This window comes from Niallia sp. Marseille-Q9988 (assembly GCF_976954375.1).
Window position 1 is genome coordinate 305,835 of the sequence record NZ_CDRJSZ010000006.1, and the last position, 26,432, is coordinate 332,266.

At 35.5% G+C, this 26,432-nt stretch carries 27 protein-coding genes; 23 read left to right on the forward strand and 4 right to left on the reverse strand.

Features of this window, described 5'->3' with window-relative positions:
- Positions 1 to 217 precede the first annotated feature (217 nt).
- On the reverse strand, positions 218 to 529 hold the full coding sequence (locus ACWNMZ_RS13370) for a LysM peptidoglycan-binding domain-containing protein (RefSeq protein WP_284561214.1): 312 nt from the start codon (positions 527 to 529) through the stop codon (positions 218 to 220).
- Positions 530 to 902: 373 nt separating this feature from the next.
- Here ACWNMZ_RS13370 and ACWNMZ_RS13375 point away from each other — a divergent pair, with 373 nt between their 5' ends.
- Positions 903 to 2,132 (forward strand): IS110 family RNA-guided transposase, encoded by a 1,230-nt coding sequence (locus ACWNMZ_RS13375; protein ID WP_031540352.1) that lies wholly within the window; start codon positions 903 to 905, stop codon positions 2,130 to 2,132.
- A gap of 135 nt (positions 2,133 to 2,267) precedes the next feature.
- Here ACWNMZ_RS13375 and ACWNMZ_RS13380 read toward each other — a convergent pair whose 3' ends face one another.
- Entirely contained in the window at positions 2,268 to 2,726 is a 459-nt protein-coding gene (locus ACWNMZ_RS13380; protein WP_284561215.1) for a M23 family metallopeptidase, read from the reverse strand.
- Positions 2,727 to 2,787: 61 nt separating this feature from the next.
- Positions 2,788 to 4,179: an alkaline phosphatase gene (locus ACWNMZ_RS13385; protein ID WP_235248081.1), complete on the reverse strand. Its 1,392-nt coding sequence runs from the start codon at positions 4,177 to 4,179 to the stop codon at positions 2,788 to 2,790.
- A 323-nt stretch (positions 4,180 to 4,502) separates the two neighbouring features.
- Between ACWNMZ_RS13385 and spoIIIAA the strand changes: the two genes are divergently transcribed.
- The 21 genes from spoIIIAA to spoIVB all read left to right on the forward strand — a co-directional run bounded on the left by spoIIIAA (position 4,503) and on the right by spoIVB (position 23,653).
- A complete protein-coding gene (gene spoIIIAA, locus ACWNMZ_RS13390) occupies positions 4,503 to 5,429 on the forward strand; it encodes a stage III sporulation protein AA (RefSeq protein ID WP_235248082.1) in 927 nt (308 codons plus the stop codon).
- Complete coding sequence (gene spoIIIAB / locus ACWNMZ_RS13395; protein WP_031535267.1) at positions 5,430 to 5,945, forward strand: stage III sporulation protein SpoIIIAB; 516 nt, start codon at positions 5,430 to 5,432, stop codon at positions 5,943 to 5,945. It begins immediately after the preceding gene.
- A gap of 19 nt (positions 5,946 to 5,964) precedes the next feature.
- Complete coding sequence (gene spoIIIAC / locus ACWNMZ_RS13400; protein WP_016204918.1) at positions 5,965 to 6,171, forward strand: stage III sporulation protein AC; 207 nt, start codon at positions 5,965 to 5,967, stop codon at positions 6,169 to 6,171.
- An 8-nt stretch (positions 6,172 to 6,179) separates the two neighbouring features.
- The gene (spoIIIAD, locus tag ACWNMZ_RS13405; RefSeq protein WP_031535265.1) at positions 6,180 to 6,575 is read left to right on the forward strand and encodes a stage III sporulation protein AD; all 396 of its coding nucleotides are present in this window, start codon (positions 6,180 to 6,182) and stop codon (positions 6,573 to 6,575) included.
- 31 nt (positions 6,576 to 6,606) lie between these two features.
- Positions 6,607 to 7,839, forward strand: a complete 1,233-nt coding sequence (spoIIIAE, locus tag ACWNMZ_RS13410) for a stage III sporulation protein AE (RefSeq protein WP_235248084.1) — start codon at positions 6,607 to 6,609, stop codon at positions 7,837 to 7,839.
- A 15-nt stretch (positions 7,840 to 7,854) separates the two neighbouring features.
- Entirely contained in the window at positions 7,855 to 8,487 is a 633-nt protein-coding gene (gene spoIIIAF / locus ACWNMZ_RS13415; protein WP_031535260.1) for a stage III sporulation protein AF, read from the forward strand.
- Positions 8,480 to 9,133, forward strand: a complete 654-nt coding sequence (spoIIIAG, locus tag ACWNMZ_RS13420) for a stage III sporulation protein AG (RefSeq protein WP_031535258.1) — start codon at positions 8,480 to 8,482, stop codon at positions 9,131 to 9,133. Before spoIIIAF ends, spoIIIAG begins: the two co-directional genes overlap by 8 nt.
- A 13-nt stretch (positions 9,134 to 9,146) precedes the next feature.
- Complete coding sequence (locus ACWNMZ_RS13425) at positions 9,147 to 9,707, forward strand: SpoIIIAH-like family protein (protein ID WP_235248086.1); 561 nt, start codon at positions 9,147 to 9,149, stop codon at positions 9,705 to 9,707.
- A 484-nt stretch (positions 9,708 to 10,191) separates the two neighbouring features.
- Positions 10,192 to 10,662: an acetyl-CoA carboxylase biotin carboxyl carrier protein gene (gene accB, locus ACWNMZ_RS13430; RefSeq protein WP_235252678.1), complete on the forward strand. Its 471-nt coding sequence runs from the start codon at positions 10,192 to 10,194 to the stop codon at positions 10,660 to 10,662.
- A gap of 18 nt (positions 10,663 to 10,680) precedes the next feature.
- The gene (gene accC / locus ACWNMZ_RS13435; protein WP_031535252.1) at positions 10,681 to 12,039 is read left to right on the forward strand and encodes an acetyl-CoA carboxylase biotin carboxylase subunit; all 1,359 of its coding nucleotides are present in this window, start codon (positions 10,681 to 10,683) and stop codon (positions 12,037 to 12,039) included.
- Positions 12,040 to 12,054: 15 nt separating this feature from the next.
- Positions 12,055 to 12,462: an Asp23/Gls24 family envelope stress response protein gene (locus tag ACWNMZ_RS13440; RefSeq protein ID WP_031535250.1), complete on the forward strand. Its 408-nt coding sequence runs from the start codon at positions 12,055 to 12,057 to the stop codon at positions 12,460 to 12,462.
- Positions 12,463 to 12,735: 273 nt separating this feature from the next.
- Positions 12,736 to 13,131: a transcription antitermination factor NusB gene (nusB, locus tag ACWNMZ_RS13445; RefSeq protein WP_031535248.1), complete on the forward strand. Its 396-nt coding sequence runs from the start codon at positions 12,736 to 12,738 to the stop codon at positions 13,129 to 13,131.
- A 187-nt stretch (positions 13,132 to 13,318) separates the two neighbouring features.
- The gene (gene xseA / locus ACWNMZ_RS13450) at positions 13,319 to 14,665 is read left to right on the forward strand and encodes an exodeoxyribonuclease VII large subunit (RefSeq protein WP_031535246.1); all 1,347 of its coding nucleotides are present in this window, start codon (positions 13,319 to 13,321) and stop codon (positions 14,663 to 14,665) included.
- A 3-nt stretch (positions 14,666 to 14,668) separates the two neighbouring features.
- Positions 14,669 to 14,908, forward strand: a complete 240-nt coding sequence (gene xseB, locus ACWNMZ_RS13455) for an exodeoxyribonuclease VII small subunit (protein ID WP_031535244.1) — start codon at positions 14,669 to 14,671, stop codon at positions 14,906 to 14,908.
- A gap of 3 nt (positions 14,909 to 14,911) precedes the next feature.
- Positions 14,912 to 15,805, forward strand: a complete 894-nt coding sequence (locus ACWNMZ_RS13460) for a polyprenyl synthetase family protein (RefSeq protein WP_031535242.1) — start codon at positions 14,912 to 14,914, stop codon at positions 15,803 to 15,805.
- 422 nt (positions 15,806 to 16,227) lie between these two features.
- The gene (gene dxs, locus ACWNMZ_RS13465) at positions 16,228 to 18,120 is read left to right on the forward strand and encodes a 1-deoxy-D-xylulose-5-phosphate synthase (protein WP_031535240.1); all 1,893 of its coding nucleotides are present in this window, start codon (positions 16,228 to 16,230) and stop codon (positions 18,118 to 18,120) included.
- A 7-nt stretch (positions 18,121 to 18,127) separates the two neighbouring features.
- Positions 18,128 to 18,958 carry a TlyA family RNA methyltransferase gene (locus tag ACWNMZ_RS13470; protein WP_031535238.1) on the forward strand — a complete coding sequence of 277 codons (831 nt, stop codon included), beginning with the start codon at positions 18,128 to 18,130 and terminating at the stop codon, positions 18,956 to 18,958.
- Between the two features lie 284 nt (positions 18,959 to 19,242).
- Positions 19,243 to 19,692 carry a transcriptional regulator AhrC/ArgR gene (gene ahrC / locus ACWNMZ_RS13475; protein WP_031535236.1) on the forward strand — a complete coding sequence of 150 codons (450 nt, stop codon included), beginning with the start codon at positions 19,243 to 19,245 and terminating at the stop codon, positions 19,690 to 19,692.
- Between the two features lie 16 nt (positions 19,693 to 19,708).
- Positions 19,709 to 21,397, forward strand: coding sequence for a DNA repair protein RecN (gene recN / locus ACWNMZ_RS13480; protein WP_031535234.1), 1,689 nt, complete (start codon positions 19,709 to 19,711; stop codon positions 21,395 to 21,397).
- 173 nt (positions 21,398 to 21,570) lie between these two features.
- Positions 21,571 to 22,056, forward strand: coding sequence for an IS200/IS605 family transposase (gene tnpA, locus ACWNMZ_RS13485; RefSeq protein WP_235252072.1), 486 nt, complete (start codon positions 21,571 to 21,573; stop codon positions 22,054 to 22,056).
- A gap of 304 nt (positions 22,057 to 22,360) precedes the next feature.
- Positions 22,361 to 23,653 (forward strand): SpoIVB peptidase, encoded by a 1,293-nt coding sequence (gene spoIVB / locus ACWNMZ_RS13490; protein ID WP_031535232.1) that lies wholly within the window; start codon positions 22,361 to 22,363, stop codon positions 23,651 to 23,653.
- 77 nt (positions 23,654 to 23,730) lie between these two features.
- On the opposite strand, the gene ACWNMZ_RS13495 is transcribed toward spoIVB, so the two are convergent.
- Positions 23,731 to 24,648 (reverse strand): 1,4-dihydroxy-2-naphthoate polyprenyltransferase, encoded by a 918-nt coding sequence (locus ACWNMZ_RS13495; RefSeq protein WP_031535230.1) that lies wholly within the window; start codon positions 24,646 to 24,648, stop codon positions 23,731 to 23,733.
- 474 nt (positions 24,649 to 25,122) lie between these two features.
- On the opposite strand from ACWNMZ_RS13495, the gene spo0A reads away from it, so the two are divergent.
- Positions 25,123 to 25,908, forward strand: a complete 786-nt coding sequence (spo0A, locus tag ACWNMZ_RS13500; RefSeq protein WP_031535228.1) for a sporulation transcription factor Spo0A — start codon at positions 25,123 to 25,125, stop codon at positions 25,906 to 25,908.
- The last annotated feature ends 524 nt before the right edge of the window (positions 25,909 to 26,432 follow it).

The following is a 26,432-nucleotide window of genomic DNA, read 5'->3' on the forward strand; positions in this document are numbered from 1 at the left end:
ACAAACATTCTCTAATTTAGCTTTTAAGTGATACGACTCTTTTTTTATTTAATTGAGTTTTCGAATATATGTCTTTGTGCAGGAGAAGAAAGCTGATCATATAGATAACTTTTTTCACATTCATAAATAAGGTAAATATGTATAAAGATTTACCTTGCCTTTGTGTACACACTACTCTTTTTATTACAGGAGAAAGTAGAGTAAGATAGCTAAAAGCTTATCCTACTCTTAGTTTTTGTCCTGGGTATATTTTATTAACATCCTTCAATTGATTCCATTTCTCTATTTTACTAACACTTGTATGAAAAGTCTTCGCAATTTGGCTGACGGTATCTCCTTTTTTTACGACATAATAAACAGCTTGTGTGGAAGGTATTTTGATTTTCTGTCCTACTTTAATTAGGTTCGGGTTTGCAATTTGATTGTAAGTTGTAAGAACTTTAATCGTTGTTTTATATTTTCTACTAATTTCATATAATGTATCTCCTCGTATAGTAAGTTTATAGTCCTCTTTCGAGGTAATTTCCAATTAAAATATTGTTCTTTGATAATTCTATAGATGTTAGTTCAGATAGTGGGGGGCTAGCCCCCCACTATCTGAAAAAGTTTTCCAAAGGGTGGACTTTTCGTGATGTCCCTAGATAATGGTCTTAGGATCATTTGGGGGATTTCTATCATCTCCTGTAGCTTTGACTACTACAAAAGTCTGTCTCCCCAGTCCTTGTTCGAACTTCTAACCCGCAGGCTGTTCCCTTTGGCAGCCCATGCTGGAAGTTGCAGCTTCCAGGCAGCTCATGGACCAAAGTGAGTTCTAATACGCGAGGGTGATTGACCGACAAGTACACTGGGGATATCCCGAAGAGTCCTTCCCTTGATCCTAGATTGAAAGGAGGTTAGCCACCATGAAATTATTTGTTGGAATAGACGTTAGCTCTCAAGATATGAAAGCTTGTGTCATGAATTTTGAAGGAGAAGCATTAACTGCTCTCACTGTTGACAACAATTTGACTGGGGCATCTTATCTGAAAGATCAGATTGTCAAGATAGCCCAAAGTAACTCAATTTCCGAGATTCAAATCGGGATGGAGGCCACTTCAGTCTATAGTTGGCATCCTGCTATGTTTTTTCACGAGGATGAATCTCTTAAAGAATTTAAAACAACAGTCTTTACTATTAATCCAAAACTAATTAAAAAATTTAAAGAGTCATATGTTGACCTGGATAAAACAGACCAAGTCGATGCTTGGATTATTGCAGATCGCTTACGGTTTGGACGTCTTCCACTAACGGCGGTGATGCAGGAACAATTTATTGCTCTTCAAAGGTTGACAAGAATGAGATATCATCTCGTTCACAACCTAACGCGAGAAAAGCAATATTTTCTGCAACACTTATTTTATAAGTGTAGTTCCTTTACGACTGAAGTGGATAGTTCGGTTTTTGGAAATGCCATGTTAGAGCTATTTCTTGAACAATATAGCTTAGATGAAATTAGCTCAATGGATCTTCAAGAACTTGCGAATTATCTTCAAGATAAGGGCAAAAATCGCTTTACTGACGCCGAGTGTGTGGCGAAATCCATTCAAAAGGCTGCGAGATCTTCCTACCGATTATCAAAGTGTGTGGAAGATTCTATCGACCTATTATTAGGGACTTCAATAGAGTCCATCCGTAGTATAACTAAACAGATTAAAGAACTTGACAAAGCCATCCAAAAGCTTCTAGAAGGTATCCCTAATACCTTACAGACGATTCCAGGAATAGGCCCAGTCTATACCGCTGGTATTTTAGCCGAAATTGGACAAATTGATCGCTTTGATAACCAAGCTTCCATTGCCAAATATAGTGGACTTACATGGTCCAAGAATCAATCAGGAAAGTTCCAAGCTGAGGAAACCAAAATGATACGTTCAGGAAATAGATTTCTTCGTTATTACCTTGTTGAAGCTGCCAACTCGGTTCAACGAAATGAACCTGAATTTCGGGCATACTACCTGAAAAAATATCGTGAGGTTCCTAAGCATCAACACAAAAGAGCACTCGTCTTAACGGCAAGAAAACTTGTGCGGTTGGTCGATGCGCTGCTACGCAACGATCAAGTCTACACGCCAAGAAGGAAGGTGAATAACTAAAGGATAAAACATCCTAAATCCTTCAATATTTTCCAGTAAATGGTTTAATATCTTACTGGGTTTCTTAAGTATTGTCTTTTTTAGGTATTGGTTGGCTTACAATTTCCAATTCCTTAGATTTTGGTACTTGACATATTACCGCAGGACTTTTTTAACAATATATTCATTGTTACTAGAAGGAATGGCTTCAGTATCTGATTCAAAATAAGGAAGTGGGTTAACTGCATTCGTTTTATTATTATTCCAACGGCCAATGTGTAATTCAAAATGTAAATGCTGACCGGTTGAATCTCCTGTATTACCCATAATGCCAATAACTTGTCCTTTTTTTACATATTCTCCGACCTTTACTTTCCGAGAACCACTTTTTAAGTGGGCGTATACCGTTTCATATTCTTGGCCAGAAATGTTATGAAGAATCATGATACATTCTCCGTAACTTGTTGAAAAATAGGATTTGGTCACCTTGCCGTCAGCACATGCTCTAATCGCATTAATTCCATTTTGTGCAAAGTCAATTCCAAAATGCTTGTCCTTACCTGTCGAATGGAATCCATTTGATATATATGTTACAGAAGTTGGTCTTAAAAACATAAATAATCACCTCATGATAGAATATGTTGAAGTGATTATTTACGTTTGGATGTTTACCATATTAATTAGCAAAAGGATAGCCCATAATGGAGGCAATTTTCTTGGGAATATCGGTATTATCTAACACCCCATGAAATTCTTCTGCCCCCATTCCAAATGCGAAAACAACAATCATATTACTTGTATGCCCCCCTGTAGTGCTAAGCTGTTGTACTTCTGGTTGGAGGATACCGCCGTGGTAATGGTTCGCAATAATACTTCCAATTTGCCAGTCGATTTGTTGCTCGCGATAGACTTGTTCTTTCTTCGGTAATTTGTTTGTTTGAAATTTGGCAAGCTCTTCATTAGTTATATCCATTGCTGCATAGTCTTTAAAGACCTTTCGTATACTTTTTTCCGTATAGTGATTACTTGTTTTTTTCTTCGTTAGTTGCTGAGCCATGTAATGAGGAGATGCAGTAATGTTTTTAAGTGCATTTATATCCATTGCTTCAGTGGCAGAAACCCCCATCGTTTCGTGGTCAGCGGCAACAACAACTAATGTATCTTGTTGTTTATTAGCCCATTCCACACAGTATTTAACCACTTCATCGAAGGCAATTGTTTCTTTCCATATTCCTGTAATATCGGATGCATGGGAGGCGTGGTCAATACGACCTCCTTCAATCATGGCAAAAAAACCTTTCTCGTCTTTTGATAGAATATCGAGTGTTTTTTTAGTCATTTCCTGTAAGGTTGGTTCTGTTGTTTTGAGTAGTTCACGATCTAATTGAAAATTTAAGTGAGCATCTCCAAAAAGCCCAAGAATTTTATTCGAATTTGTTTTTTTTAATTGATCTGCAGTTGAAATATAACGATACCCTGAGTTTTTGTATGCATCAATCAGGTCAATCCCTCTTTTATCTTTTCGAGTAAAGTATTTTTTACCTCCTCCCATAATGATATCTACTTTATTGCTTAATTGTTGCTTGGCAATTTCCTCTTGGTCTGCCCATCTATTATTGACACTTGCAGTAAAGCTTGCTGGTGTTGCATCTGTTACCGAATTAGTAGTAATTATTGCTGTTCTTTTTCCCTCCTTTTTAAATATATCTAAAATGCTGTCTTCGTTTTTTCCATTTGGTGTAATGCCAATCATCCCATTATTCGTTTTCTGTCCAATCGCAAGAGCAGTTCCCCCGGCTGCAGAGTCAGTAACCCGATTATTGCTGGAGGATGTATGGACAATCGCTGTGTAGGGGAGTGTTTCCATAAAAAGTTTTCCTTTTACTCCATGCTCCAATAAGCGAGCAATCTCCATTTGCCCGATACCCATACCATCTCCTATGAGCAATATAACATTTTTAGGTGTATCCTTTTGTTCTTTGCTTAAAGCGGGCTTATCTACAACTGGTTGAACAGAAAGGAAGAACCCTAAACTAATGGAAAGGAAAACGAAAAGTAGCTTTTTCAAATCTTTATCCTCCTAGGCGTTTGACGTTTAATCTTGTATAGCTTTTGAAAAAAAGCATTTTTTAATCCCTATTTACCTATCTTTGCGAGGTTCTTAAATAAATTACATGTATAAAAATAAAGGAATCAAACAGGAAATGACATAAAAAAGGTAGACGAGCATACATTTTAATAAGTCATCCTATGTATGTTATGTGGAGGGAAGTTTTCTTCTGTATATGAATAATGAATAGCAGCCAGAATTAACTTTGCAAATTTACAACCAATAAAATCAATGAAAAGCTGAAAAAAAGCAGAAATCTTATAGCAAAGGAGGAATTTTTTGTGAATACTATCTATTCTTTTTTGCCTAAATCTATTGAAAATCAAATACTCACAATCCCTCCATCTGAAAGATTAGATATGGAAGAGATTCGAGTTCGGATAGGCAGACCTTTAGAAGTATTTATAAATGGACATTCTATCTTTTTTCCATTTATTGTTTCGAAAGAGGATGGGAACCAATTACTAAATAAAATAAGTCGATACTCGGTTTATACAATGGAAGAAGAATTGAAAAGAGGTTATATCACTGTTCAAGGTGGGCATCGTGTTGGACTTGCGGGCAGAGTTATTTTGCAAGATAGCAAAGTAAAGGCAATACGGGATGTAGCTTCTTTCAATATTCGTATTGCAAAGGAGAAGATCGGAATAGCTAATCCATACATTCCCTATTTATATGATAAAGGAAAATGGCGGCATACGATGATTATTGGACCCCCGCAGACCGGGAAAACGACCTTATTAAGAGATATAGCTAGATTAATTTCATCTGAAGAGGAGCATTCATTACGTAAGCCAGCGAAAGTAGGGATTGTGGATGAACGATCCGAAATTGCAGGGTGTATGGATGGAATACCTCAAATGACGTTTGGCCAACGCATAGATGTTCTGGATGCTTGTCCAAAAGCGGAAGGAATGATGATGATGATTCGTTCCATGAGCCCAGATGTTCTGATTGTAGATGAGGTAGGTCGAAAAGAAGATGAAGAAGCAATCCTAGAAGCTGTTAATGCTGGTATTCAATTAGTAATGACAACACATGGATCAAGCTTGGAAGAAGTAAAAAAACGACCGATGCTTTCTAGGATGATAAAAATGGGCATATTTGAACGCTATATTGAATTAAATAGAAAGAAGGGTCCTGGCACAGTAACAGCAATAAGAAATGGACAAGGCCATTTATTAATGGATGAAATGAAGGTGAAATAAATGGTGAAAATAATTGGCGCTATCTTGATTCTTGCTTCAACAAGTTGGGGTGGAATGGAATTTTCAAAACTATTAAGCCAAAGACCAAAGCAAATAAGGGCACTAAAATCAGCACTTCAATCATTAGAGGCGGAGATTATGTATGGACATACCCCCTTACATGAAGCTTCCAGAAGATTAGCAGAACAATTAAGTGATCCACTAAGTTCTTTTTTTGGAAGTTTTGCGGAGCGCTTAATCAAAGAAGATACAACTGTCAAAGAAGCGTGGAGTTTATCTTTACATGATATTTGGAAAAAAACGGCGATGAAAGATACTGAATTAGAAATCATGAAGCAATTCGGTGAAACATTAGGCAGGCACGACCGTTTTTCACAACAAAAGCAAATAATGCTTACGCTGACTCATTTAGAAAGAGAAGAAGAAGAGGCAAGAGAAATACAAGGGAAATATGAAAAAATGGTAAGAAGCTTAGGATTTCTGTCCGGTCTGCTGATTGTCATTTTATTGATGTAGTTTTTAGGAGGAGACTTTTATGGGCTTAGAGGTCGATATTATATTCAAAATCGCAGGAGTAGGAATCGTCGTAGCTTTTTTACACACAATCCTCGACCAAGTTGGCAAGAAGGAGTATGCACAATGGGTTACCTTATTTGGATTTATTTACATTCTATTTATGGTAGCGAATATTGTAAATGATTTGTTTCAAAAGATAAAAGCCGTATTTTTATTCCAAGGGTAAAGGAGGATATCATCATTGAAATTCTTCAAATAGTTGGAATTGCATTAATTTCTACTTTTTTAGCATTGGTGGTAAAAGAACAAAAGCCCAATATTGCCTTTTTATTAGTTGTGTTTGTTGGCTGTGCAATTTTCCTTTTTCTTGTTGACCAAATAGCGGCAATTATCCAAATGGTAGAAAGAATTGCTTTAAATGCAAGGGTAAACACTGTTTACGTAGAAACAATTCTGAAAATTATTGGCATCGCCTATATAGCAGAATTTGCAGTGCAAATTACTAAAGATGCAGGACAAGGTTCTATCGCATCAAAGATTGAACTAGCAGGAAAAATCTTGATTTTAGCAATGGCGGTACCAATATTGACTGTATTAGTAGAAACAATTTTAAATATGATTCCAAGTTAAGTAGGAAACCGTTTATTTCGAGGTGGAAAAATTGAAAACAAAGTTGAAAGTCGTACTACTAATAATGGCAGCTATCTTTTTTCTCTATCAACCGATTGTACAAGCCTCACCTCATGAGTCACAAGAAGTACCACAGTCAGAAGCATTAGAAGAAACAAATGACGAAGGAGTTGATCCAACAAGACTTGTTGAATCACAATTGGAGTCATTAGATCTAAATGAATTAACGGAATTTTGGGATTCGGTTAAAACAGAATATGGTGGATTTTTGCCAGAAAGCCAAAAGGGAAGCCTATATGATTTTATGATAGGAAATAAAACTTTTGACTTACAAGGCTTTTTTCACGGCATGCTACAATTTGCATTTCATGAAATTATAGTAAATGGAAAATTATTAGGATCGTTAATCTTGCTTACTATATTTAGTGTTTTACTGCAAATGCTCCAAAATTCGTTTGAGAAAAGCTCTATTAGTACTGTCGCCTATGCGATCGTGTTTATGGTTATCATTATTCTCGCATTGAATAGCTTTCATGTAGCAATTACTTATGCTAGTGACGCAATATCGAATATGACAAATTTTATATTAGCACTAGTTCCTTTATTGCTAGGGCTTATGGCAGCTTCAGGCGGAGCCATATCTGCAGCTTTCTTTCATCCCGTTATTCTTTTTTTAATGAATACAAGTGGGATGTTAATTGAATATACTGTGCTTCCTCTATTGTTTTTATCAACTTTACTTCACGTCGTAAGCAGTCTATCAGAACAATACAAAGTTACACAATTAGCTAATTTATTACGTAATATCAGTATAGGGATCTTAGGAACTTTCTTGACTATATTTTTAGGTGTTATTTCCGTCCAAGGTGCATCGTCAGCAATAACGGATGGAATTACGATTAAGACAGCTAAATTTGTAACGGGAAATTTCATTCCGGTTATAGGCCGAATGTTTACAGATGCAACAGATACAGTTATAAATGCTTCCTTATTGTTAAAAAACACGGTTGGAATAGCAGGAGTGGTAATTCTCCTTCTACTTGTTGCCTTTCCTGCGATTAAGATTTTAATGATTTCTTTTATTTATAAATTTGCCGCAGCACTTTTACAGCCAATTGGCGGAGGACCTGTTATTAAATGCTTAGATGTTATAAGTAAGAGTGTTATCTATGTCTTTGCAGCATTAGCAATCGTTTCCCTTATGTTTTTCCTAAGTATAACAGTAATCATTGTTGCAAGTAATATAACAATGATGGTGAGGTAGAAAGGAGGGGCAAGGATGAATTTTATTACAGAGTGGGTTACAAATATAATTCTGTTTATTTTGCTAGCAACTGTTGTGGACATGCTATTGCCAAACTCTACCTTTCAGAAATATGCCAAGATGGTCGCTGGATTATTACTAATAACTGTTATATTGACACCTGTATTTAAGCTGATTTCGAGTGACTTTGAAGCTGTGTTCACTGCCAGTGCGATCGGCGAGCCAGAACAAAAAAATATGAATAATTCGATCGAATTGAAAAAAAGAGAAATACAAGCCTCACTTGATGAATATACATTAAATAAAATGGCTGTCCAATTAAAAGAGGATGCAAATGAGGAGTTGATAGCAAATTACGGAATGGAGATCAATTCGATTCAATTATCAATCGACAAAGAGAAGGATGTTGGGTTTCCTGAAAACTTAGCAGAAATGGTTATTCATATGAAAGAAAGCAAGGATCCACAAAACGTTGTGGAAGCTGTAAGCCCTGTTCGAATTGACACACAGCAACCTCTTCTTGACAAAAATGAATCGAAACAAATGGATACAGAAAGTATTGTTTCTTTTCTTTCCGAAAAATGGGAAGTACGAGATGATGCAATTGTAATTATGTACGAAGGAGGGGAGGAGGAGAAAAATGGATAACAAGGACAAAGGGCCATTAAGCTGGTTAAAAAATGTACTGTCAAATGACGGGGATGAAAAGAAAAAAGGAAAAGCCACCTATCTTGTCATCGTTGTATTGTTTGGCGTAGCCATTATGCTTTTAAGCAACATGTTTTTTAAGGACAATAATAACGCCCAAGAAGTTTCCGCATTAAGTAATGATGCTTCCTCTGAAAATGCTCAAGAAACATTTGGACAAAAAGCCGATAGCAGCAATTTAACTATTGCTGATTATGAAGAACAATACAAGGAACAAATTAAGGAAGCGATAAATGCAATAGCAGGTGTCAAAGATGCGATTGTTTATGTGAATTTAGAAGGATCTGAAAAAAAAATATATGAAAAAAATAATTCACAAACGATTCAAAAAACAGAAGAAGAAGATACACAAGGAGGAAATAGAAGCGTAGAAGAAACATCGAATGAGGAAACAGTGGTATTGGTGCCCAATGGGGATAAACAAGTTCCAATTGTAGTGGAAACGATGAAGCCTAAAATTGCTGGTGTACTCGTTGTTGCAAAAGGAGCTGAAAATATAAAAGTTAAAACAATGATTGTGGAGGCAGTTACTCGGGCGTTAGATGTTTCAAGCCATAGAGTTTCTGTACAGCCTAAACAAAACTAAGGGGGAATAATAGATGTTATTAAAAAAGCAAACAGTATGGTTATTAACGATGTTAAGTTTGGTTGTGGTATTGTCAGTCTACTATATCACATCCCCAGAATCTCGATTAAATGAACTTGCAACTAGCGAAGATGAGAATACAGAAAATGCAACAACGAAGGATGCAGAGGAAGCAGCTACTGATAGTAACGGGGAAAGCACTGTTACAACAACTGACTCTGAAGCAGTATTTGAACAGATGAGACTTGATTTAATGGAACAGCGTGACAAGATGAAGGAAGAATTAGTAACCATTCAAGGTTCAAAGGATAAAACAGCAGAAGAAAAAAATGAAGCTACAGAAAAGATTAAAGAGCTTCAGGAAATTACAGATAATGAAAAGATTATGGAAAGCCTAATTAAAGCAGAAAATTATGAAGATGTGCTTGTACAGACCTCAGATGATGGTACAGTGAAGGTAACCGTAAAAGCAGAAGAATTATCCGCAGAAGCAGCGAATGAAATTGTTCAGCTTGTTCGCAAAAATATGGATGCACCAAACGCTAATGTTGCAGTAAAAATTGATCCACAATAATAATATTTGTGAAAATGAGAGATAATGAATAGTTAGCGAAACTGTAGATACTTTTTGGGAAGTGTCTACAGTTTTTTTGTAAGGCGATTGTCCAAACAATCAGGAAAATAGACAATGGAATATAAGGTGTGTAACTGGTCAGCAAATTAAGTAGAGGTGTTCAAAAAGAGAATGAAATAGAATAAATTAGGAAGAAAATAGAGCTTCTAACAGTAATTAATTTTTGCTCTTTTTACCTCTATAATAATAGTAAGCGTTTTCTTTTAATTGTACACCTTGGATTAGTTATTTTAAAAAGATAGTGGTATGATAAGTATGTAGAAAGAGAGGAGATCCCCTTTCGACTCACATAATAAAAGGAAAAAAATGAAAGTAATAGTAGCAAAAAAGTCATATTTTAAAGATGGTTGTTGAATTATCATAAGGTCTTATCGTATGATATTAGTATCTAGTCCTAAAAGAATGATTTAAGGGGTGCAATTATATGTTAAATATTTCAGAAGTAAAAGAATTAATTAAATTAATAGATGATTCTACTATTAGTAATTTTTTATATGAACAAGATGGTGTGAAAGTCGAAATCAAGAAGAGTGTTGGCGAAACAGTAGTTTCAGCGCCAGTTATTACAAAATCAACTCAACAACAAGAAGCAACAACGAAAGAAGTTGCAGTTGAAAGTGTAGTTGCAGAAACACCTGCAAAATCAATCGATGAAAACTTACATAAAATTACTTCTCCAATGGTAGGAACTTTTTATCAATCAGCTTCTCCAGACGCAGATGCGTTTGTAAAAGTAGGAGACAAAGTGACGAAAGACTCTGTTGTATGTATCGTAGAAGCGATGAAGCTATTTAATGAGATTACAGCAGAAGTAGATGGGGAGATTGTAGAAATCCTCGTTAAAGATGGAGAACTTGTAGAGTACGGAGAACCATTATTCCTAGTAAAGGCGTAACAAAGAGGGGTTTAGTCAATGATAAAAAAACTGTTAATCGCAAATAGAGGCGAAATAGCTGTCCGCATAATAAGAGCATGTCGAGAATTAGATATTCAAACTGTAGCCATTTATTCAGAAGCAGATAGTGAGGCTTTGCATGTACAAATCGCAGATGAAGCATACTGTGTTGGTCCAAAAGCTTCCAAGGATAGCTATTTGAATTTTACAAATATAATCAGCGTAGCAACATTGACTGGATGTGATGCTATTCATCCAGGATACGGATTTTTAGCAGAAAATGCTGATTTCGCTGAACTTTGCAGAGATTGCAAAATCACGTTTGTTGGCCCTAGTCCAGAGGCTATTAATAAAATGGGGACAAAAGATATTGCTAGAGAAACAATGCGTCAGGCTGGTGTTCCAATCGTACCTGGATCCCAAGGTATTATTAAAGATTTAGAAGAAGGAATTACTTTAGCGAAAGAAATAGGTTATCCAGTAATTATTAAAGCTACGGCAGGTGGCGGTGGTAAGGGTATCCGTGTTGCTAAAACAGAAGAAGAACTAGTTAAAGGAATAAATATTACCCAACAAGAAGCTTTAACAGCCTTTGGTAATGCAGGCGTGTATTTAGAAAAATACATTGAGGATTTCCGCCATGTAGAATTGCAAGTACTTGCAGATAATTACGGAAATGTTATTCATTTAGGAGAAAGAGATTGTTCTATTCAGCGTCGATTGCAAAAACTTCTTGAAGAAACACCGTCTCCAGTTTTAACAGAAGAAATGAGAGAGAAAATGGGAGATGCTGCAGTTAAAGCTGCAGCAGCAGTTAACTACACAGGTGCAGGAACAGTAGAATTTATCTTTGACTATCAAAATCAAGCATTCTATTTCATGGAAATGAATACGCGTATCCAAGTAGAGCATCCAGTAACAGAGATGGTAACAGGTATTGATTTAATCAAAGAACAAATACTAGTTGCATCAGGCAAACCACTAGAATACAAACAAAAGGATGTTACATTTACTGGTTGGGCAATAGAATGTCGGATTAATGCAGAAAATCCTGCGAAGAATTTCATGCCTTCACCAGGGAAGATTAACATGTATTTACCACCAGGCGGATTAGGAGTACGTGTTGATTCAGCTGCTTATCCTGGTTATACGATCCCACCATACTATGATAGTATGATTGCTAAGGTAATTGCATATGGGTCAACTAGAAAGGAAGCTATTTCCCGCATGAAACGGGCGCTGAGTGAGTTTGTGATCGAAGGTGTAGATACCACGATTCCCTTTCACTTGAATCTCCTTAATCATGAAAAGTTTGTGGAAGGCAACTTCAACACAAAGTTTTTAGAAATGTATGATTTAATGAAATCAGAAGATTAAAAGGAGGAAAAGGTAATGAGCGAAACAACAAGTTTAGAAATGAACCAAGAGTATAATGGGTTAGGTAAAGTAGAAATTGCTCCTGAAGTAATTGAGGTTATTGCAAGTATTGCTGCTTCTGAAGTGGAAGGTGTAGCACAAATGAGAAGCAATTTTGCAACTGGAGTAGTGGAAAAGTTTGGTAAAAAATTACACAACAAAGGTATAAAGGTTGACCTCAGTGAAGAAGGAATAAAAGTGGAAGTATATTGCGTGATGAATTTTGGTATATCTATTCCACAAGTAGCTCAGCAAATTCAAGATAATATTCGTCAGACATTAATTAATATGACTGGACTTGTTACAGAAGAGGTTAATATTCACATTGTTGGAGTTCAGTTTGAAACAGCAAAACAAGAAGCTGAATTACAGCAAGAGATGTAAAGACACAGGCAAAGGAACGATAGCATAGCGTTTAAATAGCAAAGGCTGAACAGGTAAGAGCAAAATATCTATTAATAAGGGACTTCCTCTTTGATAGTTATTACTGATAACCTGGACAGCCTTTGTTTTTGTGAAAATTACCTGTTAATAAGAACAGAATGCTAGGTTTTTTTCATGTAAGATAGAGTTTTGTTTTTATTTATGCTATTATTCATGTAGCATAGATAAATAGGTTGAAAAACCTATGGAAGGATTTTAAAGGAGCCATAAATAATGAAAAGAAGAACTGCCAGAGAAAAGGCCTTACAGGCACTATTTCAAATTGATATTAGTGATATAGATAAGGAAACAGCAATAGAACATGTTTTAGAAGGAGAAAAATCAGATTTATACCTTACCAAATTAGTGGATGGTGTATTAAGCCATCAAGTATCTATTGATGAAACGATAAAGCAATACCTAGAAAATTGGTCTCTAGAAAGAATCGCAAATGTAGACCGTAATGTTCTTCGTCTTGCTACGTATGAAATTATGTATAGTCAAGCAGATGATGTACCTGTAAATGTAGCAATTGATGAGGCTGTAGAGATTGCTAAACTTTATGGTGATGATCAATCTGGTAGATTTGTCAACGGTGTATTATCTAAGATTAAAGCTAATCAAGAGTAGTAAGAGAAACGATGGTTTGATTAATAGTATGAATATGTGACAATTCAAATTTTGTTTCCTTCTAGAACAAAAAATTTGATATCATCCTGAATTGTTTCCTTCTATAACCTATAAACATGAACGAAAAGGGATGTGGTGTATGGATACTACACCCCTTTTTCCATCCTGTAAAAGGAGTTTTTTATAAATGGAATCACGTTATTTAACGGTACATGCATTGACTAAATACATAAAAAGGAAATTTGATGCAGATCCTCATTTGCATGAGATTATGGTAAAAGGAGAAATCTCAAATTTTAAGCAGCATTCAAGTGGTCATATGTATTTTACCTTAAAAGATGAAAAGGCGAGGATTTTGGCAGTTATGTTTGCTCGAAATAATCAGCAAATGAAATTTAAGCCGGAAAATGGGATGAAAGTACTTATTAAAGCAAGTATCACAGTTTATGAATCAAGCGGGCAATATCAAATGTATGTTTCAGAAATGCAGCCAGACGGAATAGGTCAACTTTATTTGGCTTATGAACAGTTAAGAGCAAAATTGGAACAAGAAGGCATGTTTCGCCAAGATCATAAGAAAGCCATTCCTAAATATCCCAGAACAATTGGTGTAATTACCTCTCCAACTGGTGCTGCAATAAGAGATATTATTACGACAATTAAAAGACGATATCCCATTGCAAAAATAATGATCTATCCAGCACTAGTGCAAGGAGAAACAGCGGCTCCTTCTATTGTAAAGGCTGTTCAACAAGCTAATGAACAGGATTCTCCATTGATTGATGTCCTCATAGTAGGTAGAGGTGGCGGTTCCATAGAGGAATTATGGGCTTTTAATGAAGAAATCGTTGCCAGAGCCATTTACACTTCGAATATTCCAGTAATTTCCGCTGTCGGTCATGAAACAGACTTTACTATTTGTGATTTTGTTGCTGATATGCGTGCGCCGACTCCAACTGGAGCAGCTGAGCTTGCTGTACCCCATATAGATGAACTTGTAGAGCGTATTTTGACAAGGCAAAGTCGGTTGATTAGAGGGATAAAAGAGAAAGTTGAGTTACAGAAGCTTCGTCTAAATAGAATTCAGCGTTCCTATGCATTTCGTTATCCAAAGGTATTGTATGACCAAAAAATGGAGCAGCTAGATAAACAGACAGAATTATTAACGCGTAATGTGCAAAGAGTTCTTGAACAGAAACATATGCAACAGGAATTAATACAAAAGCAGCTTGTTAGAAATCACCCTAATCATTATATCAAGAAGGCCAATCAAGATTTAGCTAGCTTACAAAAAAATCTAGTTCGTAATACGGAGCTTATTCTGCAAGCAAAAAGACAAGCTTTTCTTTCGAAAATTGGGAAGATGGATGCATTAAGTCCGCTGAAAATAATGGAAAGAGGCTATAATGTAGCATACGATCATCACGGGAAGTTAATAGCAAGTATTAAACAAGTCAAGCCTAAGGATCAGATTGAGTTAAACCTGGCTGATGGAATGGTAGAAGCAGAAATTATTGCGGTAAAGGAGAGATAGATTTTGGCAACCAATTCAGAAAAAAATCCATCTTTTGAAGAAGCGATGGAAGAATTAGAGAGAATCGTTGAAAAACTAGAAGAGGGAGACGTTCCGTTAGAAGAGGCAATTAACACGTATAAAAAAGGAATGGAGCTTTCTAAATATTGTCATGAAAAATTGAAAAATGTGGAAGAACAATTAGCGGAAGTCGTTTTAGAGAATGGAAAAAAACAACCGTTTTCGATTGCTGAGGAGGAATAAAGCTTGAATAATATCTCTTTGTCAGCATTTACAAGCAACTATAAGGATATATTGGAAAAGGAATTAAAGAAAAATGTAGAAAAGCTAGCAGCACCAGCTAACTTAAAAGATTCGATGCTCTATTCCTTAAACGCGGGTGGAAAAAGAATTCGACCATTACTTTTGTTTGCAACTATACAGGCGTATGGAAAAGATCCACTTATCGGGTTATTACCAGCAATAGCAATTGAGATGATACATACCTACTCCTTGATTCACGATGATTTGCCAAGTATGGATGATGACGATTTACGAAGAGGTCTACCAACAAATCATAAAGTATACGGGGAGGCAATTGCAATTTTGGCAGGAGATGCCCTACTTACCTACAGCTTTCAAATAATGGCGAATATGAAGCAACAAAATATTCCTGCAGAAACGATACTCGCGACAATCGGTCTTTTAGCAGAAGCAGCTGGTGCAGAAGGCATGGTGGGTGGACAAGTTGCGGATATTGAAGGGGAAAATAAAACCTTAAATCAACAAGAGCTTGAGCAAATCCACCTACATAAAACAGGAAAGCTACTAGAGGTTAGCATTATAATTGGTGCAAAATTAGCAGGTGCTAATAACACTGAAATAAAGCAGCTAAAGCAATTTGCTTATCATTTAGGTTTAGCCTTCCAAATTCGAGACGATATATTAGATTTAGAGGGTGATGAAGAGCTTATTGGAAAGCCAATTGGAAGTGATATGGGTAATCACAAGAGTACCTATCCAAAAATACTCACAATGGATGGAGCGAAAAGTGAATTAGATTTGCATATCAGACAAGCAAAAGGTCTTCTTGAAAGCTTGCCTATAGATAGTGCAATCTTAGAAAAGATTACAGATTTAATTGCCTATAGAAATAATTAATTATATCTTCCTTAAAACATTTAAAGGCTTTCTCGGAACTATATAGGAAAATAAGAATAGAGAATCAGATGACCAGGGTGTCTCCAGCATATTTGACAACACTTATGCATTTTATAGAAGTATAAACCTCTATATTTGTGCAAGAGGAGTGTTCCATTTGGAGGCATCCTTCTTTTTAGCGCTTCATTTCATTCATTTAACTATGTAGAATTACTACTATTATGGGGGAATGAATGGTATAATACATACTTAATAATAAGAATAAATTAGGTTTTTTTTATAAAATAAGGTATTCTAATATAAAATACAATCTTTGGCGAAAAAGAAATGAAAATGGTTAAATGGAAGGAAGATATACCAATATAGTCATTTAAGAAATATTGACTATTGGTTATAACTGAACGAAAGTGAGTTGTTACCTAATGGATTTAATGTCAATTGAAAATCCAGCATTTTTAAAAGGATTATCCAATGAGGAGCTCAAGAGCCTTAGCGAAGATATCCGTCACTTTTTAATTAATCAACTTTCTCTAACTGGTGGCCATATTGGTCCAAATTTAGGAGTAGTCGAATTAACACTTGCACTTCATAAATGCTTTGATAGTCCAAAGGATAAAATGCTATGGGATGTAGGGCATCAATCCTATGTACACAAAATTTTAACTGGTCGAGCAAAAGATTTTGATACCCTTAGACAATACAAGGGGATGAGCGGTTTTCCAAAAATGAATGAAAGTGAGCATGATGTATGGGAAACAGGCCATAGCTCCACATCTTTATCGGCAGCAATGGGAATGGCAGTAGCTCGCGATTTGAAAAAGGAAGACTCTTATATTATTCCGATTATTGGGGATGGAGCCTTAACAGGTGGAATGGCCCTTGAAGCACTTAATCATATCGGTGATGAAAAGAAAAATATGATTGTGATTCTTAATGATAACGAAATGTCGATTGCCCCAAATGTCGGTGCCCTTCATCAAGTATTGGGAAGATTAAGAACTGCTGGCAAGTATCAATGGGTTAAAGATGAATTAGAAATGCTTTTAAAGAAAATTCCTGCAGTCGGTGGTAAGATGGCAGCCACTGCTGAAAGAATTAAAGATAGTTTAAAGTATTTATTAGTGTCTGGTGTGTTTTTTGAAGAGTTAGGCTTTACTTATTTAGGGCCAGTTGATGGACATGATTTCGAAGACTTATTTGAACAATTAAATTATGCAAAGAAAACTTCTGGACCAGTATTATTACATGTAATTACGAAAAAAGGGAAAGGATTCTCTCCTGCTGAAAAAGATAAAATTGGCACATGGCACGGAACAGGTCCATATAAGATTGAGACAGGAGATTTTGTAAAGCCGACTATTACGGCACCTGCCTGGAGTAAACTAGTAAGTGATACTGTTTTGAAATTGGCGCGAACAGATGAACGAATCGTTGCTGTTACACCTGCGATGCCAGTTGGTTCAAAATTAGAATCATTTGCAAAAGAATTCCCAAATCGAATGCTTGATGTTGGAATAGCAGAACAGCATGCTGTTACATTAGCAGCTGGACTGGCAACACAAAAAATGAAGCCATTTTTAGCGATTTATTCTACATTTTTACAACGTGCATACGATCAAATGCTTCATGATGTGTGCCGTCAAAATTTAAATGTGTTTATCGGAATTGACCGTGCAGGCTTAGTCGGTGCAGACGGAGAAACGCATCAAGGGATTTATGATATTGCATTTTTACGTCATATGCCAAACTTAGTTTTAATGATGCCGAAAGACGAAAATGAAGGGCAGCATATGGTAAATACGGCAATCAAGTATAATGATGGACCAATTGCAATGCGTTTCCCTCGCGGAAATGGAATTGGGGTAGAGCTAGATTCTGCATTAAAAACGATTCCAATCGGTACATGGGAAGTGTTAAGAGAGGGATCTGACGCCGCAATCCTTACTTTTGGAACAACCATTGAAATGGCAATGGAGGCAGCAAATCAGCTGGAAGCCCAAGGCATACACGTGAAAGTCGTCAATGCGCGATTTATCAAACCATTAGATGAAGCAATGTTAACGGATTTATTAAAAAAACAAATTCCAATATTGACATTAGAAGAAGCAATTCTGCAAGGTGGATTTGGAAGTTATTGTTTAGAATATGCACACGATCATGGCTATGGCGCAAATGTAATCGATCGTATGGGAATTCCTGACCAATTTATTGAACATGGTGATGTCCATTCTTTATTAGAAGAAATTAATTTAACAAAAGAAGAAGTAGTAAATAGACTTTTAGCGATTGCAAGAAATAAACAAAAGAGGGCTTAGAGCATTCATGAAGAAAGAAAGAATAGATGTATTATTAGTGGAACAAGGTTTATTTGAAACAAGGGAAAAGGCAAAACGTGCTGTGATGGCAGGGATTGTTTATTGTGAGGAAAATAGACTGGATAAACCAGGTGAAAAAATAAATGCCGATGCTAAGCTGACAGTAAAAGGAAAGACGCTGCAGTATGTTTCAAGAGGCGGCTTAAAGTTGGAAAAGGCACTCAAAGTATTTGATGTCAACATGAAAGATAAAGTATTGCTTGATATCGGCTCTTCTACCGGAGGATTTACTGATTGTGCTTTGCAAAACGGAGCAAAGCAATCGTATGCCTTAGATGTAGGCTATAACCAATTAGCGTGGAAGCTAAGACAGGATGAGCGTGTAATTGTTATGGAAAGAACGAATTTCCGTTACGTAACTCCTGCTGATTTAGTAGGAGAAATGCCGAATATTGCTTCTATTGATGTTTCATTTATTTCTTTAAAGCTAATATTGCCTGTGTTAAAAACATTATTAGTTTCAGGCAGTGATGTCATTGCTTTAGTGAAGCCGCAATTTGAAGCGGGAAGAGAACAAGTTGGGAAAAAAGGAATTGTCAGAGATCGAAAAGTCCATGAGTCTGTTTTAGAAAAAATAATCGATTTTTCGAAAAAAGAAGGATATATCATAAAAAATCTGTCCTTTTCTCCTATAACTGGCGGTGATGGCAACATTGAATTTTTGCTTCATCTTCATTGGGATGAACGCGAGGAGAAACATGAGCATTTTTATCAAATAAAAGAGACTGTGGAAGCGGCACACGCTGAATTGAAGGCAAATAAAGAAACCGATAAATAAGCAAATGGTAGAAGGGTTTGACTACATGAAGAGAACTAGTACAATAATGCTAGTAGAAGATCTCTTATGTTGGCTAACCCTTTTTGCTGTACAATAGAAGATACAAAAGTAATGTTGTTTTATTCTTTGTTCTTGTAAAAAGGCGAACAAACACGGTAAAATAAGATAGAAGGAAAATGTCTAAAAAAATCGAATGAACGAATAAAAGGAAACAAATACTTTTATATAAAGAGCAATAAACATTATACATAATGAAATGATAACCACTATAAAGGATGGAAAATATGAATAAGGGTCAAAGGCATATAAAAATAAGAGAAATTATTACAAATAATGATATAGAAACGCAAGATGAATTAGTAGATGAATTGAAAAGTGCCGGCTATAATGTAACACAAGCTACTGTTTCAAGGGATATTAAAGAATTACATTTAGTTAAAGTGCCCCTTCAAGATGGTAGATATAAATATAGCCTTCCTGCTGACCAACGATTTAATCCATTGCAGAAATTAAAAAGAATGCTGATGGACTCCTTTGTTAAAATCGATTCAGCAGAAAATTTGCTCGTTCTAAAATCTTTGCCTGGGAATGCACAGGCCATTGGTGCATTAATTGATAATTTAGATTGGGATGAAATACTAGGTACAATATGTGGAGATGATACATGTCTAATCATTTGCCGCTCTGCTGAAGAAGGCAAGAGAATTAGCGATCGTTTTCTTGATATGCTTTAATTTGGGGGGACATTAATTGCTAAGTGAATTATCGATTAAAAATTTTGCAATCATAGATAGTCTATCCATTTCCTATAATAAAGGACTTACTGTACTAACTGGTGAGACAGGTGCAGGGAAATCCATTATCATTGATGCAATTAATTTGTTAGTTGGTGGCCGTGGTTCTGCCGAATTTGTTCGACATGGAGAAGAGAAGGCAGAAATTGAAGGATTATTTTATATAGAAGATGGTCATCCATGTTTTCGAAAAATGAATGAATTTGGAATAGATATAGATGAAGGTACAATTGTATTAAGAAGAGATATTGCGCTATCTGGTAAAAGTGTTTGTCGAATAAATGGAAAACTAATTACGATTTCTGTTTTACGAGAAATAGGGTCCACACTGATTGATATACATGGACAGCATGAACATCAGGAATTAATGGACGAAACGAAACATTTACAATTATTGGATACTTTTGCAATGGGAGAATTGGCTCCTGTTTTGGAAGAATATGAAGAAATTTATCGTTCTTATACACAAACGCAAAAAAAATTAATGAACTTAACAGAAAATGAGCAGCAAATGGCACAAAGGCTTGATTTACTGCAATTTCAGTTTAATGAAATTGAAAGTGCTCATTTGAAATTAAATGAAGATGAAGAATTGTTGGAAGAAAAAAAGAAGTTAAGTAATTTTGAAAAAATATATGATAGCATTCAAACAGGCTATACAGCTCTTAGAGGGGAACAAAAGGGCTTGGATTGGCTTGGGGAAGTAATGGGAAATATGGAGGAAGCTGCAAGCTTAGATACTGAATATAAAGATATGGCTGAATCTGTTTCCAATAGTTATTATATTTTAGAAGATATTGCAAGACAGATGCGGGGTGCTTTAGATTATTTAGAATATGACCCAGAAAGATTAAATGAAATTGAAGCAAGGTTAAATGAAATTAATACATTAAAGCGGAAATATGGCAAAACGGTATCGGAGATTTTAGAATATGCTGCTAAAATTGAAGAAGAACTAGAAACCATACAAAATAAAGAGACACATATTGATTTATTAGAGCGCGAATTAGCTTCCCTAAAAAAAGATTTATTAGTAGAAGCAAAGGAACTGCATGTTTTAAGAAGAAAAGCGGCAGAGCGTCTAACAAATAGTATTCATCAAGAACTAAAAGAGCTATACATGGAAAAAACAGTTTTTGAAGTAAGAATAAATGCTAATGAAAATAATGTCACGAAAAAAGGAATAGATGAGGTAGAATTTTATATTTCCACAAATCCTGGTGAACCTCTTAAGCCATTATCGAAAATCGTTTCTGGTGGAGAGCTATCGAGAATGATGCTTGCACTAAAGAGCATTTTCTCTAAGCATCAAGGCGTCACTTCTATAATATTTGATGAAGTAGATACTGGTGTAAGTGGAAGAGTAGCTCAAGCGATTGCCGAAAAAATTCATCATGTTTCAGTCGATTCGCAAGTATTATGCATTTCCCACTTGCCTCAAGTAGCTGCAATGGCAGATACTCATTTATTTATTGCGAAAAAAATAGAAGACGGTAGAACCTCTACATCTGTTACCCCATTGGTTCAGCAAGATAAGATAAAAGAGATAGGACGAATGATTTCTGGAGCAGAAATTACCGAATTAACAAAAAAACATGCAAAAGAACTGTTAAAATTAGCGCAAAAAGCTAAGAATAAAGTATAGACACGTAAAACCTCTGTATATGTGCAGAGGTTTTATTTTATTATAGAAAAGAAAACCCTGGGCTATGCCTAGGGTTCCAAAAAGCTTACAGCGTGGTATTAAAAAAACTTCCTCAAGGTGCTAAAATATTTTTGGTTCGCCAACCGAAAATAAATAGCCAGGAGGAAGTCCTTATGTCAAAAGACAATAATAGTTTAGCACACACAACTTGGAATTGTAAGTATCACATAGTATTTGCACCAAAATATAGAAGACAAATAATTTACGGGAAAATAAAGAAAGATATTGGACAAATCTTACGTACCTTGTGTGAGAGGAAAGGCGTGGAGATAATAGAAGCAACAGCGTGTAAGGATCACGTACATATGTTAGTGAGTATTCCGCCAAAATTAAGTGTATCAGCATTTGTAGGATATCTAAAAGGAAAAAGTAGCTTGATGATATTTGATCGACATGCACAACTGAAATATAAATATGGAAATCGAAAATTTTGGTGTACAGGATATTATGTAGATACGGTAGGAAGAAACAAAAAGGTAATAGAAGAATATATACGTAATCAAATACAAGATGATATAGTCGCAGAACAATTAACGATAATGGAATATATTGATCCATTTACAGGGGAAGAAGTGAAGAAAAAGAAACGAAATAATTAGGAGAGAAGGCCTTTGAGGTCTGGCCAGTAGAAGTAGTACAAATGGCGAACCTTTCAGTAGCCCTTTAGGGTTTGGTCAGTAACAAAGGCTTTCAGCCGCAGAGAAAACCACCCGTTCTCACGGGTGGTCCTTATTCTTTTTAAGAAATTGTGAAATACAGTTAATGTTGAAAAAATTGACAAAGCTATCCAATATGGGTAGGTATTTAAAATTTTTAACAGTTATAAATGAGGCTCATACAGGCAAAGTTATAAATGTAGCCGGGAGAAGTCGTGGTGAAAAGAAGCGAGGAGAGTGAAGAGAATTGAAAAGTGATATCCTTAGAAAAATAATTGGTGGGATTCTCCTTGTTTCATTAATATCTTTAGTATGTAATCAATCATTTCAAGAATATCTTCATATTCCCAAAAGCATTACATTGTTTGAGGGGCAATCGATGGAAATCAACAATAGTGAGGCGATTCCTGTGACAGCAAATGTAGCAGACGAAGATTCGGTTGTTGCATTAAGCCAGGAAAAAGGCAAACTTTCTTTGCAAGGAAAAGTAAGTGGGAAAGAAGAGATGATGCTTGAGCTAGCGGGTTTTCCGATAAAAAAAGTGGATGTGAATGTTCTAAAAGACTTTAAAGTCATTCCTGGTGGTCAATCCATCGGGGTAAAATTAAATACAGTTGGCGTACTGGTGGTTGGGCATCACCAAGTTAATACAGAAGAAGCAAAACAATCGCCTGGCGAAAAAGCTGGGATCAAAGTTGGCGATATGATTGTTGAAATAAATGGACAGAAAATCGAAAAAATGGCAGATGTTGCACCATTTGTTCAAAAAGCAGGCGAAGAAAATAAACCATTAGATTTAACAGTTAAAAGAGAGAAGAAAGAATTTAAAACCAAGTTAATGCCGCTTAAAGAAAAAGGGGACAACACATTTAAATTAGGGCTTTATATAAGAGATTCAGCAGCAGGGATAGGAACAATGACTTTTTATCACCCTGATTCCATGAAATATGGGGCTTTAGGTCATGTGATATCAGATATGGATACAAAAAAACCAATAGTTGTGGATGATGGAGAAGTACTGCGTTCTACTGTAACAAGTATTGAAAAAGGCAGTAATGGCAATCCAGGTGAAAAATTAGCAAGATTTTCAGAAGATAAAGAAGTTATCGGGGACATTAAAACAAATAGTCCTTTTGGAATATTTGGGGAACTAAATAAAAACATTAAAAATGGAATCATGGACGAGCCAATGCCGATTACATTATCAGACCAAGTAAAAGAAGGACCAGCACAAATACTAACGGTCGTAGATAATGATCAGGTGAAGCTTTTTGATATCGAAGTAGTAAGCTCTGTACCACAAAAATATCCTGCTACAAAAGGATTAGTTATTAAAGTAACAGATAAAGAATTATTAAGTAAAACAGGTGGGATTGTCCAAGGTATGAGTGGTAGTCCAATTATCCAAGATGGAAAAGTAATTGGAGCAGTTACCCACGTCTTTGTAAATGATCCAACTAGTGGCTATGGAGTTCACATTGAATGGATGTTAAATGAAGCAGGAATTGATATATACGAAAAAGGTCAAAAAGCGTCATAGAAAAAACGGGCAACAACAAAAACAAAAAGTATCATGAAAAGGAGTTTTATTCATCCTTTCCATGATACTTTTTGAATTTACATATTTTGCATAATGAAATCAAATAAATAACCAACAGTAATAAACAATCCAAACATTGTATTCGTCAATCCTGTGTTTTTCATAGCAATCGGTGTTTGGCTTTTATCACCTCTAAAGCCTTTAATTGCTTCAAGCGGCTTCTTAAAGCTTAGTAATACTATTAATAGCCAAGGACTAAAAATGCCGAAAGCAACAAAGATAACAACCCATAAATAGGATAGAATAAATAATGCCGCAAGCAGATTGACTGCCTTATTAAAACCGATTAGGATAGCAATTGTTTTTCTTCCACCTAAAGTATCCTCTTCGATATCTCTAATATTATTTGATAAATTAATTGCACCAATGAGAATTGCGATTGGTACAGAAATCATTATACTTTCTTGATTGATTTCACCAGCCTGGATATAAAATGAAATAAGGATAAAGATACATCCCATACAAATACCAGAAAAGACCTCGCCAAATGGGGTATAAGCAATTGGGAGTGGCCCTCCAGTGTACAAATAACCAATTGCCATGCCAAGTAAGCCGACTAAAGCAATCCACCAACTAGTTTGGGAACAAATATAAATACCCAAAAGTAATGCAATAACATATAGGCTAATTGCCATATTTAAAACTAATTTTGGTTTCATTCCATGATGTACAATGGCTCCACCAATTCCTACTGACTCAGCAGTATCAATGCCTCTTACATAATCATAGTACTCATTGAATAAATTGGTTGCTATTTGAATAATCAAACAAGCGAACATCATGGCAAAAAATAAACCCCATTTTGTTGAGGCGTGTGGGAAAGATAAAACCGTACCAATGGAAACAGGTACAAAGGAAGCAGTTAACGTATGCGGTCTTGTTAGCTTCCATAGTATTTTAAAAGTAGGTTTTACTTCATTCGTTGCATTCTCCATATAAAAATCCTTTCTATCATTGAGCAAATTAAAAAGCACAAGTACTTTTACCATTGTGCTAAGCTTTTATCTGAAAATAACAGATAAGTTGGCCCAAAAAAATTAATGCTTTTTGTCCAACTTTAATAATACCGTTAAAGTAACAACTCAACAAGAATATATTCATAAAAAAGTCATAATTTTTTCTTCCAGAAAAAGAAGTGTTTAGGTAAAAAGAAGTTAATTTAGATGTATTCTTTTTCTATGCAAAGAAGTGGGGTATAATATTGATATAAAGATTTTTCGACAAAATGATGAAATGTATCGAATTCGGTCGAAAACATGAGAAAATGAGAGAAATAATGAGTTTTTCCCTATTTTTTAAGTTTTTTTTATAAAATCAAAGGATTATGGGTTGCTTTGTCGAAAATGTCCTTTAGAATAAAAAATATAGATAAAATTAGAGACATTTGGACCTAAGGGAGGAAACAACTGTTGAAAAAAATAAAAGTTTGTATTGTTGATGATAATCGTGAACTAGTAGGTTTATTGGAAGAGTATATAGATACTCAAGATGACATGGAAGTAATCGGTGTTGCGCATAATGGTCAAGAGTGTCTGGAATTGATCGAACAACTAGAACCAGATGTGATGGTTCTCGATATCATTATGCCTCATCTCGATGGCTTAGCTGTATTAGAAAGAATGCGCCAAATGAATAAAAAAATGCCTAATGTCATTATGCTAACAGCTTTTGGACAAGAGGATGTCACGAAAAAGGCTGTTGAATTAGGAGCATCTTACTTTATTTTAAAACCGTTTGATATGGATTATTTGGCAGGTCATATTCGCCAAGTTAGCGGTAAAACAACTGGGTTTGTGCGAAAATCTTCTTCTTCCTTTAAAACGCAACAGGAACCAAAAACAAAGAATTTAGATGCTAGCATTACAAGTATTATTCACGAGATTGGTGTCCCAGCCCATATTAAAGGCTATCTTTATTTAAGGGAAGCCATTTCGATGGTCTATAATGACATAGAACTATTAGGATCGATTACAAAAGTACTCTATCCAGATATCGCTAAAAAATTTAATACAACTGCAAGCCGTGTGGAGCGTGCAATTCGTCATGCGATTGAAGTCGCTTGGAGCAGAGGCAATATCGATTCCATCTCATCCTTATTCGGCTACACTGTCAGCATGTCTAAAGCAAAACCAACGAACTCAGAATTTATCGCGATTGTGGCAGATAAGTTAAGGCTGGAACATAAGGCTTCTTGAGAGGGTTAGAATAAAGGGTTTTTGGTTATTGCTAATCCAACCAATTCTTTGAAAAACAACTTTTTTTGCGGATTTAAGCCAATAAATTTTTACCTTCTCACCCAATAAATCATTTTGATTTGTTGGGTTTTGTTTTTGTTGGAGATGAAGATGTACAGAGTGAAGTTAACAGAACTACAATTTCATGCAGATGATTTATTTTTTCCTGTCAAAGCAAGACTGTAGCATCTTATAAGCAGAGTCAAAAGCTAATCTTAGTCCTATTTAAAAGTGGAACAGGAGATATTGACAATCTCAAAAAGACTGCACACAAAACCTCTCATTAATATTAACTGTCTGCTCATCTAATTGCTAACTGAATAAATTATAAAGGTGAAATTGATAAAATTGTTAGGAATTAAAAACCATAAAAAGGAATTTGTTTTAAAAAATTGAAAAATTATCATCGGAAGATTTGCTTTCTGTTGATTAACCTGTTACTATAAAGAAGACTTATTTTTGTTCTCTAGAAAATAGTTGAGATT

Bases quoted from the DNA above. Each gene is read 5' to 3' on its own strand.
- ACWNMZ_RS13375 (WP_031540352.1), top strand. From the start codon at position 903: ATGAAATTATTTGTTGGAATAGACGTTAGCTCTCAAGATATGAAAGCT.
- ACWNMZ_RS13380 (WP_284561215.1), bottom strand. From the start codon at position 2,726: ATGTTTTTAAGACCAACTTCTGTAACATATATATCAAATGGATTCCAT.
- spoIIIAB (WP_031535267.1), top strand. From the start codon at position 5,430: ATGGTGAAAATAATTGGCGCTATCTTGATTCTTGCTTCAACAAGTTGG.
- spoIIIAC (WP_016204918.1), top strand. From the start codon at position 5,965: ATGGGCTTAGAGGTCGATATTATATTCAAAATCGCAGGAGTAGGAATC.
- spoIIIAF (WP_031535260.1), top strand. From the start codon at position 7,855: ATGAATTTTATTACAGAGTGGGTTACAAATATAATTCTGTTTATTTTG.
- spoIIIAG (WP_031535258.1), top strand. From the start codon at position 8,480: ATGGATAACAAGGACAAAGGGCCATTAAGCTGGTTAAAAAATGTACTG.
- ACWNMZ_RS13425 (WP_235248086.1), top strand. From the start codon at position 9,147: ATGTTATTAAAAAAGCAAACAGTATGGTTATTAACGATGTTAAGTTTG.
- accB (WP_235252678.1), top strand. From the start codon at position 10,192: ATGTTAAATATTTCAGAAGTAAAAGAATTAATTAAATTAATAGATGAT.
- accC (WP_031535252.1), top strand. From the start codon at position 10,681: ATGATAAAAAAACTGTTAATCGCAAATAGAGGCGAAATAGCTGTCCGC.
- ACWNMZ_RS13440 (WP_031535250.1), top strand. From the start codon at position 12,055: ATGAGCGAAACAACAAGTTTAGAAATGAACCAAGAGTATAATGGGTTA.
- nusB (WP_031535248.1), top strand. From the start codon at position 12,736: ATGAAAAGAAGAACTGCCAGAGAAAAGGCCTTACAGGCACTATTTCAA.
- xseA (WP_031535246.1), top strand. From the start codon at position 13,319: ATGGAATCACGTTATTTAACGGTACATGCATTGACTAAATACATAAAA.
- dxs (WP_031535240.1), top strand. From the start codon at position 16,228: ATGGATTTAATGTCAATTGAAAATCCAGCATTTTTAAAAGGATTATCC.
- ACWNMZ_RS13470 (WP_031535238.1), top strand. From the start codon at position 18,128: ATGAAGAAAGAAAGAATAGATGTATTATTAGTGGAACAAGGTTTATTT.
- ahrC (WP_031535236.1), top strand. From the start codon at position 19,243: ATGAATAAGGGTCAAAGGCATATAAAAATAAGAGAAATTATTACAAAT.
- tnpA (WP_235252072.1), top strand. From the start codon at position 21,571: ATGTCAAAAGACAATAATAGTTTAGCACACACAACTTGGAATTGTAAG.
- ACWNMZ_RS13495 (WP_031535230.1), bottom strand. From the start codon at position 24,648: ATGGAGAATGCAACGAATGAAGTAAAACCTACTTTTAAAATACTATGG.